This is a genomic window from Kitasatospora sp. NPDC057198 (assembly GCF_042670125.1).
Lineage (GTDB): Bacteria > Actinomycetota > Actinomycetes > Streptomycetales > Streptomycetaceae > Kitasatospora.
This window is the reverse complement of sequence record NZ_JBHUWH010000017.1, coordinates 26,878-38,470: the sequence shown is the minus strand read 5'-3', so window position 1 is coordinate 38,470 and position 11,593 is coordinate 26,878. Positions and strand designations below refer to the sequence as shown.

General features: G+C 73.6%; 13 protein-coding genes. 9 read left to right on the top strand and 4 right to left on the bottom strand.

Translation table 11 applies throughout. The features are described 5' to 3' along the window. Nucleotides 1-35: 35 nt before the first annotated feature. Nucleotides 36-758 carry a DedA family protein gene (locus tag ACFUEL_RS03985; protein ID WP_380234381.1) on the bottom strand — a complete coding sequence of 241 codons (723 nt, stop codon included), beginning with the start codon at nucleotides 756-758 and terminating at the stop codon, nucleotides 36-38. 268 nt (nucleotides 759-1,026) lie between these two features. Here ACFUEL_RS03985 and fbaA point away from each other — a divergent pair, with 268 nt between their 5' ends. Further along, nucleotides 1,027-2,049, top strand: a complete 1,023-nt coding sequence (fbaA, locus tag ACFUEL_RS03980; protein ID WP_380234379.1) for a class II fructose-bisphosphate aldolase — start codon at nucleotides 1,027-1,029, stop codon at nucleotides 2,047-2,049. Between the two features lie 96 nt (nucleotides 2,050-2,145). Beyond that, a complete protein-coding gene (locus ACFUEL_RS03975) occupies nucleotides 2,146-2,571 on the top strand; it encodes a DUF3151 domain-containing protein (protein ID WP_380234378.1) in 426 nt (141 codons plus the stop codon). Between the two features lie 72 nt (nucleotides 2,572-2,643). Here ACFUEL_RS03975 and ACFUEL_RS03970 read toward each other — a convergent pair whose 3' ends face one another. Then, nucleotides 2,644-3,207, bottom strand: coding sequence for an SUKH-4 family immunity protein (locus ACFUEL_RS03970; RefSeq protein ID WP_380234377.1), 564 nt, complete (start codon nucleotides 3,205-3,207; stop codon nucleotides 2,644-2,646). 199 nt (nucleotides 3,208-3,406) lie between these two features. Further along, on the bottom strand, nucleotides 3,407-5,197 hold the full coding sequence (locus tag ACFUEL_RS03965; protein WP_380234376.1) for a hypothetical protein: 1,791 nt from the start codon (nucleotides 5,195-5,197) through the stop codon (nucleotides 3,407-3,409). Nucleotides 5,198-5,305: 108 nt separating this feature from the next. On the opposite strand from ACFUEL_RS03965, the gene ACFUEL_RS03960 reads away from it, so the two are divergent. The 7 genes from ACFUEL_RS03960 to ACFUEL_RS03930 all read left to right on the top strand — a co-directional run bounded on the left by ACFUEL_RS03960 (nucleotide 5,306) and on the right by ACFUEL_RS03930 (nucleotide 11,152). After that, nucleotides 5,306-6,106, top strand: coding sequence for a hypothetical protein (locus ACFUEL_RS03960; protein ID WP_380234375.1), 801 nt, complete (start codon nucleotides 5,306-5,308; stop codon nucleotides 6,104-6,106). Further along, complete coding sequence (locus tag ACFUEL_RS03955; RefSeq protein WP_380234373.1) at nucleotides 6,103-7,020, top strand: nucleic acid/nucleotide deaminase domain-containing protein; 918 nt, start codon at nucleotides 6,103-6,105, stop codon at nucleotides 7,018-7,020. Before ACFUEL_RS03960 ends, ACFUEL_RS03955 begins: the two co-directional genes overlap by 4 nt. 61 nt (nucleotides 7,021-7,081) lie before the next feature. Next, nucleotides 7,082-7,726 (top strand): SUKH-4 family immunity protein, encoded by a 645-nt coding sequence (locus ACFUEL_RS03950; RefSeq protein WP_380234372.1) that lies wholly within the window; start codon nucleotides 7,082-7,084, stop codon nucleotides 7,724-7,726. A gap of 67 nt (nucleotides 7,727-7,793) precedes the next feature. Further along, a complete protein-coding gene (locus ACFUEL_RS03945; protein ID WP_380234371.1) occupies nucleotides 7,794-8,660 on the top strand; it encodes a nucleic acid/nucleotide deaminase domain-containing protein in 867 nt (288 codons plus the stop codon). A gap of 43 nt (nucleotides 8,661-8,703) precedes the next feature. Beyond that, a complete protein-coding gene (locus ACFUEL_RS03940) occupies nucleotides 8,704-9,339 on the top strand; it encodes an SUKH-4 family immunity protein (RefSeq protein ID WP_380234369.1) in 636 nt (211 codons plus the stop codon). 224 nt (nucleotides 9,340-9,563) lie between these two features. Continuing rightward, nucleotides 9,564-10,439, top strand: coding sequence for a DUF3152 domain-containing protein (locus ACFUEL_RS03935; protein ID WP_380234368.1), 876 nt, complete (start codon nucleotides 9,564-9,566; stop codon nucleotides 10,437-10,439). After that, entirely contained in the window at nucleotides 10,436-11,152 is a 717-nt protein-coding gene (locus ACFUEL_RS03930) for an SUKH-4 family immunity protein (protein ID WP_380234367.1), read from the top strand. The genes ACFUEL_RS03935 and ACFUEL_RS03930 overlap by 4 nt, the downstream gene beginning before the upstream one ends. Before the next feature lie 15 nt (nucleotides 11,153-11,167). Here the strand turns inward: ACFUEL_RS03930 and ACFUEL_RS03925 are convergent, their stop codons facing one another. After that, nucleotides 11,168-11,518 carry a hypothetical protein gene (locus tag ACFUEL_RS03925; protein WP_380234365.1) on the bottom strand — a complete coding sequence of 117 codons (351 nt, stop codon included), beginning with the start codon at nucleotides 11,516-11,518 and terminating at the stop codon, nucleotides 11,168-11,170. Nucleotides 11,519-11,593: the final 75 nt, after the last annotated feature.

The following is an 11,593-nucleotide window of genomic DNA, read 5'->3' as shown; positions in this document are numbered from 1 at the left end:
GGACCACCCGGTGGTCGGGGCCCTCGCCGTCGTGCTCAGTCCTTGCGGTGGCGGCCGCTGGAGACCGGCTCGCCCTCCCGCTCGGCGGTGCCGTTCGCGGCGGCGGCCTTCTTCTTCTTCCGCTCGCGGAGGATCTCGACGAAGATCGGCGAGACCGAGATCAGGATGATCAGCGCCATCGCGGGCAGCAGGTACTTGTCGATCACCGGGGCGAGCTGGTCACCGGTGAAGTAGCCGATCAGCAGCATGGTCTCGGTCCACAGCACCGCGCCCACGACGTTCCAGACGAAGAACGTCTTGGCGGGCATCTGCAGGGTGCCGGCGACCGGGTTGAGGAAGGTCCGCACGATCGGGATGAAACGGGCCATCACCACGGCCTTGGCCGGGCCGAACTTCTCGAAGTACTCCTCGGCCTTCTCCACGTACTCGGGCCGCAGGATCTTCGAGTTCGGCTTGTCGAACATCCGCGGGCCGACCTTGCGGCCCAGCAGGTGTCCGAGTTGGGCGCCCACGATCGCGCAGATCGGCGCGCCGATCAGCAGCAGGGCGATGTTCATCTGGGCGCCCTCACCAAGCACCTTGTCGGCGGCGCTGGAGGCGGCGACACCGGCCAGGATGAGCAGTGAGTCACCGGGGAAGAAGAACCCGACCAGCAGGCCGGTCTCGGCGAAGATGATCGCCAGGATCCCGATGGCGCCGACGGAGGCGACGAGCGATTTGGCGTCAAGGACGTTGACGGCGAGCTGGATGTGTTCCACGGGCGCAGGATAGCCCGTACTGCTTTGCGAAGCCTTAACAGAGGGGCCCGAACCGCCCCGGTCCGGGTCGCCGGAGGGGTCGCCGTCCCAAGTGGCGGGCCGCTGGGTGTGTCCGGAGGGGGAGTCTGGGAAGATGGCCGAGGTGTCCGGCCCGCGGTCGAGCTGCCACCCTCTCTCGCTCGCACCGCATCGATGTCGTGAACCACAGGCGTATCGAGCCTTCGGACAGCGTCGTCCGATCGCCCCACACCGACAGGAGCGGATCCGCATGCCCATCGCAACTCCCGAGGTCTACAACGAGATGCTCGACCGGGCCAAGGCAGGCAAGTTCGCCTACCCGGCCATCAACGTCACCTCGACGCAGACCCTGCACGCCGCGCTGCGCGGCTTCGCCGAGGCCGAGAGCGACGGCATCGTCCAGATCTCCACGGGTGGTGCGGAGTTCCTGGGCGGCCAGTACAACAAGGACATGGTGACCGGCGCGGTCGCGCTGGCCGAGTTCGCGCACATCGTCGCGGCCAAGTACGACATCACCGTGGCGCTGCACACCGACCACTGCCCGAAGGACAAGCTGGACGGCTACGTCCGCCCGCTGCTGGCGATCTCCGCCGAGCGCGTGGCTCGCGGCGAGAACCCGCTCTTCCAGTCGCACATGTGGGACGGCTCGGCCGAGACCCTGGCCGACAACCTGGCCATCGGCCAGGAGCTGCTGGCCCAGGCCGCCGCCGCCAAGATCGTCCTCGAGGTCGAGATCACCCCGACCGGCGGCGAGGAGGACGGCGTCACCCACGAGATCAACGACGAGCTGTACACCACCGTCGCCGACGCGGTGCGCACCGCCGAGGCGCTCGGCCTGGGCGAGAAGGGCCGCTACCTGCTGGCCGCCTCGTTCGGCAACGTGCACGGCGTGTACAAGCCGGGCAACGTCGTGCTGCGCCCGGAGCTGCTCGCCGACCTGCAGGCCGAGATCGGCAAGAAGTACGGCAAGCAGGACCCGTTCGACTTCGTCTTCCACGGTGGCTCCGGCTCCACCGAGCAGGAGATCCTGACCGCGCTGGAGAACGGCGTCGTCAAGATGAACCTCGACACCGACACCCAGTACGCCTTCACCCGCCCCGTCGTGGACCACGTGTTCCGCAACTACGACGGCGTGCTGAAGGTCGACGGCGAGGTCGGCAAGAAGAACACCTACGACCCGCGCACCTGGGGCAAGCTGGCCGAGGCCGGCATGGCCCGCCGCGTCACCGAGGCCGCGCAGCAGCTGCGCTCGGCCGGCAAGCGCCTGAAGTAGCTCCTCCCCCCGGTGCCCCCGTCCCGCCCCGGGCCGGGGGCACCGGTGCGCCCGGCCCCGGCCGCGGGGCCCCGGCCGGATGGCAGACTGCACACCATGGAGATGCACAAGAACCTGCTCGACGGTCCCGGGCCGACCCTCCTGCCCGAGGAGGAGCAGCCGTACCGGATGCTCGCCGAGGAGTCCGCCTCGCCGACCCAGGTGGCGGCCGAGTACCCGGCCTTCTGCCTGGCCTGGGCGATGCTCGCCGACGACGCCTTCGCCGCCGGGCGGACGGTGGAGTCCTACGCGTACGCCCGCACCGGCTACCACCGCGGTCTGGACGCGCTGCGCCGCAACGGCTGGAAGGGCCACGGCCCGGTGCCGTGGGAGCACCGCGGCAACCGCGGCTTCCTGCGCTGCCTGGCGGCGCTGGCCCGGGCCGCCGGGGCGATCAAGGAGACCGAGGAGGAGGCCCGCTGCTGGCAGTTCCTGAAGGACAGCAGCGCCGAGGCGTACACCGTGCTCAAGCAGGAGCACTGAGACCGGCACCCGCCCGACCCGACGGACCGTCCCCCGCTGCGGGGGGCGGTCCGTCGCCGTTCGCGGGGCCGTTCACAGCATCGGGTAGGAGTCCAGGTACGCCGCCCAGAACCGCGCCCCGTCGCGGAACGGCAGGTCGTCCCAGGCGGTGGCGTCCTCGCGGATGATCTCCTCGACGTCGGCCCAGTCGTGGGGCGTCGGCTGCTCCTCGGGCTCCGGCCGCTCGGCGGCGATCTTGTACACCAGGTAGCTGAGCGAGGACAGGTCCCGGTGGACCAGCTCGTACTCCACGTCGGCGTCCTGGTCCGAGACCCAGATCGTGCCGTCGCCCAGGTGCACGAAGACGTCCGCCTGGTAGAGCTCACCGAGCGGCTGGAGCCTGCCGTGCGGGGTGTCGACCGGCGCCGGGTCGGCGTCCTCGACGAAGGCCGTCCCGGGGCTCGCCGGGTCCCGCTCGGCCAGGGCGGCCAGGATCCGGAACAGCCCGTCCGAGTACGGGACGCCGGTGGTGGCGGCGAACCGCGCCCCGGCCCCGTCGTCCGGCCAGATCCGGGCGGCGGCGTCCGGGCGCAGCCGCAGCATCCCGCCCGCCGGGACCTCCTCGGCGACGGCCCGCCAGTCGATCGACACCAGCACGTGCGTGCTCCCCTCGTTCTCCGGGTCAAGGCCCGTCCCTGATCCCGTCCGGCGGCGGCCGCCGGACGCCCGCCGGCGCGGCCGGGGCGCGCGGATCCCGGCGGCCCCGCCGTCCTCACCGTAGTGCGGCAGTCCGGCGCCGGAAGGCCGCCCGGTGGCGAGGGCGCCGGGTACCGGCGGGCGGCGGGCGGCGGGGCGCTCAGGGCCGGTGCAGGTCGATCGCCAGCAGGCCGTCGGCCAGCGCGAGCAGCAGCAGCGGGCCGTCCAGGGCGAGCGCGCGCACCGGCGAGCCCGGACGCAGTTCGAGGACGCCCGCCGGGTCGCCCGGCCGGTGCACCCGGACCAGGCCGCCCGCCCAGGCCGCGGCCACCCGCAGGCCGTCCGGGCCCTCGTCGGCGGTGACCGCGACCACCGGGCAGGGCCGCGCGTCCAGCGGCTCGGCCATCGGGGCGCTGCCCGGCCCCCAGAGCCGGACCGTCCCGTCGTAGCCGCCGCTGACCAGCAGCGGGAGGCCGCCGCGCGGGTCGTCCGCGCCGAGCGCCGTCGCCGCCAGCGCGGTCACCGGGCCGGTGTGCAGCCGTTCGGCGTGCACCCGGCCGTCCTGGTACCAGTGCACGGCGCCCGCGGCGTCGGCCAGGGCGGGGGCGGCCCCGGGGAGCCGGCCGGCCGCCGCGACGGCGGAGGGCTCCCCGGCGGCGGCGCGCAGCCGGCTCACCGCCTCCTCCAGCGCGTACGGGTCGAGGCCCGGCGCGGGCCGGTCGGCGGGCAGCAGTTCGGTGCCGCCCGCGGCGTCCAGCAGCAGCAGGGTGCCGTTGGCCGTGACGGTCAGGCCGCGCAGCGGGCGGGGGGCCGGGAGGAGCGGGCGGCCGAGCGGTTCGCCGGTGGCCGCGGACAGGCTGCGGACGGTGCCGTTGCCGTCGGCGGTGAACCACTGGCCGCGGTGCGGTCCGGCGCCCGGGGCGGCGGTGACCGCCTGGCCGGGCTCCCAGCGGGCCCAGCGGGCCGCCCAGGCGCCCGGGGCACCGGACAGCCGCTGGGCGGCGGCGAGGGCCTCCTCCGAGCCGCCCAGCAGCCGGGCGCGCAGCAGGTGCGCCCGGACAGGGGCGTCGGCGGTGTCGACCAGGGCGGGCCCGGCGGCGTCCCAGGCCAGTGCGAGCGGGTGCCCGGCGGCCCGCGCCCCGGCGGCGTCCAGTCCGGCCGCGTCGAGCCCGGCGGTGACGGCGGCCGGGTCGGGCAGCACGTACAGCAGCGGGTCGGCGAGCAGCGGGGCGTGGCCGCCCTCGTGGCGGGCGGCGGTCCAGAGCGCGGTGAGCGGCTGCGCGCCCGCGCCCGGCAGGCCGGCCGGTCCGTCCGGGACGCGGGCGAGCAGTTCGGCGAGCGGTGCGGGCCCGGCCGGGGCGGCGGTGCCCAGGGCCCGGCCGGGATTCGGGTAGCCGGCGGGGTCGGCGTCCTGCCCGGCGCACCAGGCGGTGAAGCGCTCCCGGTCGGTCCACCGCGGGTCGTCGAGGTCGAGCACGGCCGGGGCCGGCTCCCGGGGAAAGACCGTGCCGGGTGCCTCGACCAGCAGCCGGACGGTGTCCAACTCCAGGAGCGGGTCGAGCAGTTCGGCGACCAGGCGGTCCGGTTCGGCGGCCCGGTCCAGTTCCGGCACGCAGATCGTGGTGGGGCGGTCGTCGGCGGCCAGCGCGGCCAGGACGTCCGCGGGCGTGCGCGCGACGGTGTCCAGCTGGTTGCCGAGCTGCCAGACGGCGGCCCGCAGGCCCAGGCCGGCGGCCGGCAGCACCAGGTGGATCCGGCGGCCCTCGGGCACCCCGTCGGCGGTGCACCCGGCGATCAGCCAGGCGAGCAGGTGGCTCTTGCCCGATCCCGGCGCCCCCTCCACCCGGCACAGCCGCGGGGCCCGCCGGTCGTCCAGCCAGCCCAGCAGTGCCAGGCCGGCCGGCCGCCGCCCGGCCCTCAGCGACGGGAAGCCGTTTCCGCCCTCGCCCATGCCTTCGTCCCCTCCCGGAGCTTGACCACCAGCCAAACCGTATAGATAGTCATCTTTGCTGTGAATGACGGTATTTCGTCAACACGGCCCGGACGGGGGAGGGATGCCATGGGCGTGGTGCTGCCCGACGAACTTGCCTGGGTGCTGGATCTGATCGGGATCAACTGGCCCAACGTCGACGAGGACGAGTACCGGGAGATGGCGGACGGGCTCCGCGACCTCGCGCAGACGCTCACCTCGGACACCCAGGTCATCTCCGGTGCGGTGGAAGGGTTCCTGGGCGTCACCAAGGGGGCGGCCGCCGACGCCTTCCAGGCGCACTGGGACAAGGTGGCCGGCACCCACATGCCGCAGGTCGGCAAGGGGTTGGAGCTCCTGGCGATGGGCCTGGACGGCGCGGCGATCGTGATCACCGGCGCGAAGGTCGCCGCGGTGGTCCAACTCGGGATCCTGGCCGCCGAGGTGATCGCGGCGCAGGCCGCCGCGCCGTTCACCTTCGGCCTGTCCGAGGCCGGGGCGCTCGGCGCCACCCAGGCGACCAGGGTGATCGTCCGGCGCCTGCTCAAGGAGGCCGAGCAGCAACTGCTGTCCGAGCTGATGTCGCTGGTCGAGGGCCCGGTCTTCGCGGCCCTCGAAGGCGTCGCGGAGAACCTGGTGATCCAACTGGCCGGGAACGCGCTGGGCACCCAGAAGGGCATCGACTGGGGCCGGGCCGCCGACGCCGGCAAGGAGGGCTTCGAGGACGGCGTCCAGCAGTCCGTCGACCAGGTCAAGGGCTACGCCGAGGACCCGCTGGGCGCCGCCGGGCAGTTCGCCCGGAACACCGTCTCCGGCGCCGCCGCCGGCGGCGGCGCCCCGAACGCGCCGAACGCGCCGAGCTCGCCGAGCGGACGGGGGCAGACCCGATGAGCGACATCTCGCACGACTACGACGAGGCCGAGGCGCTGGCCAAGTCCTTCGACAAGCACGGCGACCAGCTCTCCGAGCACCACGCCAGGACCAGTCAGCACCGGGCCCGGGCGGCCGCCGGCCGCGGCAAGGACCCGCTGGGGAACATCGTCTCCGGCCTCGCCGACCGGGCGCTCGGCACCGTCGAGAAGGCGCTCAAGAGCTTCGTCAAGCACTCCGGGGACACCTCCCAGGGCATCCGGCAGATGAGCCGGAACCACCAGGAGAACGACCACGGGCTCGGCGAGGCGTTCACCCGGATCAACTCCAGTGGCCGGACCCCGATGTACCTGCTCCACGACGACGGCTCGGTGAGCCGGCTGCGCGAGGACGGCAGCACCCACAAGGTCGCCCACGACGACGGGTCCGGGATCCACGACATCCTGCACAACGGCGCCATGCAGCCGCCGAAGGCCGGCGAGTACAACCTCCCGCCGAAGAGCCGCAAGAAGGCGGACGCCGCGGTGCAGCGCCCGCAGACCCACTCCAGCAAGGTCGACCACGGCACCACCCCGCTGGCGCGGGCAACCCAGCTGGCGCGCTACGCCAACAACGACTACGGCAACCAGCGGGGCAACTCGTTCACCAGCGACAACTACGCCGCCGTCCGCTACCAGGACGGGGACAAGGAGTTCATCCTGGTCGGCCGGAGCAAGAACCCCCGGCACTCCGAACCGATCATCGGCATTCCGCTGCTGCGCGACCAGAAGGCCGGGAACGTCCAGGACCTCTACACCGAACGGGCCCCCTGCACGAGCTGTTCGCCGTGGCTGAAGCACTTCGTCCCGCACATCAACGTCAGCCACAGCTTCGTGGGCGGCAACTCCGAGATGAAGCCGTATCTGGAAGCCTTGCGCAAGCACCACGGCAGATAGGCTCCGGAGCACGGGAAAAGGGCCGGGCCCGGCCGACGGAGATTCGAGAGGCGGCATCCAGATGGCACCGCAGGTGACGTACGAGCTGCTCAGGTCGGTGTTCGCCGAGGACGAGGTGCTCCGGTTCCCGGAGGCGAGCCTCCCGGCCTCCCTCACCCACGCCCCGAGCCGGGCCTACCTCACCGCCGTCGGACTCCCCGCCGTCGGCAACTGGCTCTTCCTGCCGCCGGTGTGGAAGGCGGACGAACCGCTGAAGACCGTCGGAGAGGTCGACCCGTACCTGGACGACATGGTCGACCTGCCGGCGGACGCCCCGGGCTGGACGGTGGTCGGCCAGGTCGCGGACGACGTGCTGGCACTGGACGGCACGACCGGCCGGCTGTGGTTCTTCCCCAACGGGGAGGACGAGATCGTGCCGTCCTTCGACCGGATCGAGACCCTCGGCCAGTTCCTCTACGTCCTGCAGCGGGAGAAGGCCGCGCTCTACGGCCCCGAGGACGGCGAGGACGACGGGCTCGACCCGCACGAGGAGATCGACCGCGTCCGCGAGGAACTGCGCGCGATCGAACCCGCCGCCTTCGCCGACCCCGAGGGCACCTGGGCCCGGCTGCTCCAGGGCCTCCGGGACGAGTGGACCGACTTCTCGGTCGAGGAGCCCGCGCCGCTGGGCGACGGCGAGTTCTGGGTCCCGCCGCACCTGCGCTGAGCGCCCGGCCCGCCCGGTACGCCGCCGTCCCGCCGTCCGTCCGCCCCCGCACCGATAGGCTCTCCGCATGACCGCAGAACTCTCCCGGCGCCTGCTCGACCGCTTCGGCCCCGGCGGCCTGCGCCGCGTCCCGGCGGCGGACCTCGCGACGGCCGACCTCCCCGCCGAGGCCGCCGGGCTGCTCGCGGACTGCGGCCTCCCCGTCCAGGTCGGCCCGTACTTCGCCACCTCGGCGGACAACGCCCTGGCGCTGGCCGCCTTCGCCGAGCAGCAGGAACTGCCCGCGCCCACCGGCGGCGAGGACCGCTGGGCCCGGCTGGGCACCGACCGCGGCGCCGAGCTGTGCCTCGACCCGTCCGGCCGGGTGTGGGCGGTCTTCGTCGCCTTCCGGGAGCGCCCGATCCTGGTCAGCACCAGCCTCGCCGCCTTCCTCGAGTCGCTCGTCGAACTCGACGACACGCTGCGCCGGTTGGCCGCCGCCGAGCAGCCGCAGGAGGTCTTCGAGCTGTTCAGTGCGATCGAGAGCCGGCTGCGCGGCACCGACCTGCGGGCCTTCGAGAGCGACGAGAACTGGTGGCCCCGGGTGCTGGAGGACGTCCGGCACACCCGCGGCGTGCCCGGGTACGCCGCGTTCAAGTGCCGCGACGGGCGGGGCGGCGAGCAGATCCTCACCGCCGACGGCTCGCTCGCCCTGCACCCCGAAGAGGCCCTCTGGTACCGGCTGGCCGGCGGCGGCGCGCAGCCCGAGGACGTCCTGGAGGTCTACACCGAGCTGCAGGCGTGCTTCATGCCCGGCCACTACTGCAGCGTGTGGATGGCCGAGGCGTTCCCGCAGGCCGAGTTCAGCCACAGCTTCGACTACGGCGACACCGCCGCCGAGCGCGAGGCCGGGATCCGGGAACTCGCCGAGGCGCTGACCGCCCGCAACGGCTGACCTCGACTCCGAGAGGCCGCGTCCGGTCCGAATGGCACCGCAGGTGACGTACCAGCTGCTCAGGTCGGTGTTCGCCGAGGACGAGGTGCTCCGGCTCCCCGAGGCGAGCCTCCCGGCCTCCCTCACCCACGCCCCGAGCCGGGCCTACCTCACCACCGTCGGACTCCCCGCCCGCTACAACTGGCTCTTCCTGCCGCCGGTGTGGGACGCGGACGAACCGCTGTCGACGGTCGGGGAGGTCGACCCCTACCTGGACGACATGGTCGACTTGCCTGCGGACGCCCCGGACTGGACGGTGATCGGCGAGGTCGCGGACGACGTGCTGGCACTGGACGGCGCGACCGGCCGGCTGTGGTTCTTCCCCAACGGGGAGGACGAGATCATGCCGTGCTTCGACCGGATCGAGACCCTCGGCCAGTTCCTCTACGTCCTGCAGCGGGAACGGATCGCGCTCTACGGTCCCGAGGAAGGCGAGGAGTACGGCTCCGACAGCCCGCGGGCGGAGATCGACCGCGTCCGCGAGGAGCTGCGCGCGATCGAACCCGCCGCCTTCGCCGACCCCGAGGGCACCTGGGCCCGGCTGCTCCAGGGCTTCAAGGACGAGTGGACCGACTTCTCGGTCGAGGAGCCCGCGCCGCTGGGCGACGGCGAGTTCTGGGTCCCGCCGCACCTGCGCTGAGCGACCGGCCCCGGACGCCTTCCCGTCCAACGCCTTCCCCTCCGGCGCCTTCCCGTCCGGCATTTCACGTCCGGCGTTTCACGTCCGGCGTTTCACGTCCGGCGTTTCACGTCCGGATCGAAGGGTTCCGGGAACCGTGCGGGGCCATACCGCGTATGTTCACGGTGCGGCACCCGTTCGAACGGACGTGCCGCCCGCCCTGCCACCGTCCCGAGGAAGTCCAGATGCGCGCAGCCTCCCGGAGCCGCCGCCGTTCCGTCCGCCGACGCCGGCTGGCCGTCACCGTGGGCTGCACCGCGGCGGCCGCGGCCCTCGGCACCGCCGGGCTGATCGCCCTGAACCACGCGCCACCGCAGGCGCCCGACGGCGGCCCGACCACCCAGGCCCGGGCCGTCCCGAAACTGACCGACCCGACCGCGACGCCCTCCCCCGCGTCCCCCTCCGCCACTCCCTCCGCCGAACCGTCCGTCGAACCGTCGGTCGCTCCCTCCACCGCCCAGCCCGCCGCCCAGTCCACCGGCACGCCGGAGATCGTCGTCCACGGCAGCGGCAGCTTCACCACCGCCACCGCCACCGGCGCCCGGGTCGGCACCGGCGGCGTCCTGCGCCGCTACCGGGTGGAGGTGGAGGAGGGCATCGGCATCGACCCGAACACCGCCGCGGCCGCCGTCCAGGCCGTGCTGTCCGACCCGCGCGGCTGGACCACCGACAAGCGCGACAGCTTCCAGCTGGTCTCCTCCGGCAGCTACGACTTCACCGTCAAGATCGCCTCCCCCGACACCACGGACGCGATCTGCGCCACCGACGGCCTCGACACCCAGGGCGAGGTGAACTGCGACGTCGGCAAGCAGGTGATGGTCAACTCCAAGCGCTGGCTGACCGGTTCGCCCCAGTTCAGCGGCAGCCTGGACGACTACCGGGCGCTGATCATCAACCACGAGGTCGGCCACCGGATCGGCCACGGCCACGAGACCTGCCCCGGCCCCGGCAAGCCCGCCCCGGCGATGATGCAGCAGATCTACGGCCTCAAGGGCTGCGTGGCCAACGCCTGGCCCTACGACTCCGCCGGACGCTACCTGGGCGGCCCGGCCGTCCGATGACATCCACCGCGCCCCCACCGCCGATCGTTCCCGTCACCCGCGCCGAACTCGAAGCCGTCTACGGCCCCGACGGCCTGCGCCGCGTCCCCGTCGACGACCTGCCCGCCTGCATCACCGACCCGGGCGCCCGCACCGTCCTCACCGACATCGGCCTGCCCACCACCCCCAACGCCTTCCTCACCATCCACCAGGCCCCGACCCCGCTGGCGGAGCAGGTCACCGACCCCGCCGCCCACTGGCCCGACCTGCCGGACGGCGGCGCCGCCCTGGTGGTGATCGGCGCCTGGGGCCCGCTGTTCGCCCTCGACGGCCGCACCGGCGAGGTGTACGCCGTCCCCCTCCTCTCCGGTGCCCCCACGACCTTCGCCGGCCGCCCCGCCCACCGCGACCTGCACTCCTTCCTGCGCTGCCAACTCGCCTTCGGCGCACCGGAACTGAACCTGCTCGGCGACCTGATGGACCCGGACACCGCCGACTGGTGCCGCGCCCACGTCCCCGGCTTCGCCGAACTCTTCCCCGCCGAGGAACTGGACGAGGACGGCTGGCCGACCGAAGCGGAACCCGACCCGGACGCCCCCGCCCTCGACCCCACCCTGTACGACGCCGACACCGTCATCGCCCGACTCTCCGACCGGCTCCGGCAGATCGAACCCGACCTGCTCCACCACGCCGCCTGGGAATCGATCCTCCAGCACTTCCGGCACGGCTACTGAGCCGCCCCGCCCCGGTCAACCGGGCAGCTCGGCGATGCGGCCGACCAGCTCCACCACGCCCGGGGCGCCCCGGTGGGCCCCGAGCTCCCGGCGCAACTCCCGCAGGTGGGCGACCACCCTGGGCGACTCCACGGCCGCCGCGAGATCGAGCGCCCGCCCGGACGCCTCGCACGCCGACTCGACCTCGCCGCAACGGAGTCGCACACGGGTCAGCCAGAACGCGTGGAACGCCCGACCGCGCAGGTTCGCCACCGGCCCGGCCCGCAGGACCCCGGCGATCAGGGCCTCGGCCGCCCGCGTCTCGCCGAGCCGACCGAGCGCGATGCCGGTGTCCACGGCGAGCTCGGTCCGGTCGAAGCAGCGCACCCGCACCGGGTCCTCGTCGGTGGGGCGACGCGTTCGAACTGCCGCCGCGCCTCGTCGATATGCCCAAAACCGGGA

Bases quoted from the DNA above. Each gene is read 5' to 3' on its own strand.
- fbaA (WP_380234379.1), top strand. From the start codon at position 1,027: ATGCCCATCGCAACTCCCGAGGTCTACAACGAGATGCTCGACCGGGCC.
- ACFUEL_RS03975 (WP_380234378.1), top strand. From the start codon at position 2,146: ATGGAGATGCACAAGAACCTGCTCGACGGTCCCGGGCCGACCCTCCTG.
- ACFUEL_RS03965 (WP_380234376.1), bottom strand. From the start codon at position 5,197: ATGGGCGAGGGCGGAAACGGCTTCCCGTCGCTGAGGGCCGGGCGGCGG.
- ACFUEL_RS03960 (WP_380234375.1), top strand. From the start codon at position 5,306: ATGGGCGTGGTGCTGCCCGACGAACTTGCCTGGGTGCTGGATCTGATC.
- ACFUEL_RS03955 (WP_380234373.1), top strand. From the start codon at position 6,103: ATGAGCGACATCTCGCACGACTACGACGAGGCCGAGGCGCTGGCCAAG.
- ACFUEL_RS03950 (WP_380234372.1), top strand. From the start codon at position 7,082: ATGGCACCGCAGGTGACGTACGAGCTGCTCAGGTCGGTGTTCGCCGAG.
- ACFUEL_RS03945 (WP_380234371.1), top strand. From the start codon at position 7,794: ATGACCGCAGAACTCTCCCGGCGCCTGCTCGACCGCTTCGGCCCCGGC.
- ACFUEL_RS03935 (WP_380234368.1), top strand. From the start codon at position 9,564: ATGCGCGCAGCCTCCCGGAGCCGCCGCCGTTCCGTCCGCCGACGCCGG.
- ACFUEL_RS03930 (WP_380234367.1), top strand. From the start codon at position 10,436: ATGACATCCACCGCGCCCCCACCGCCGATCGTTCCCGTCACCCGCGCC.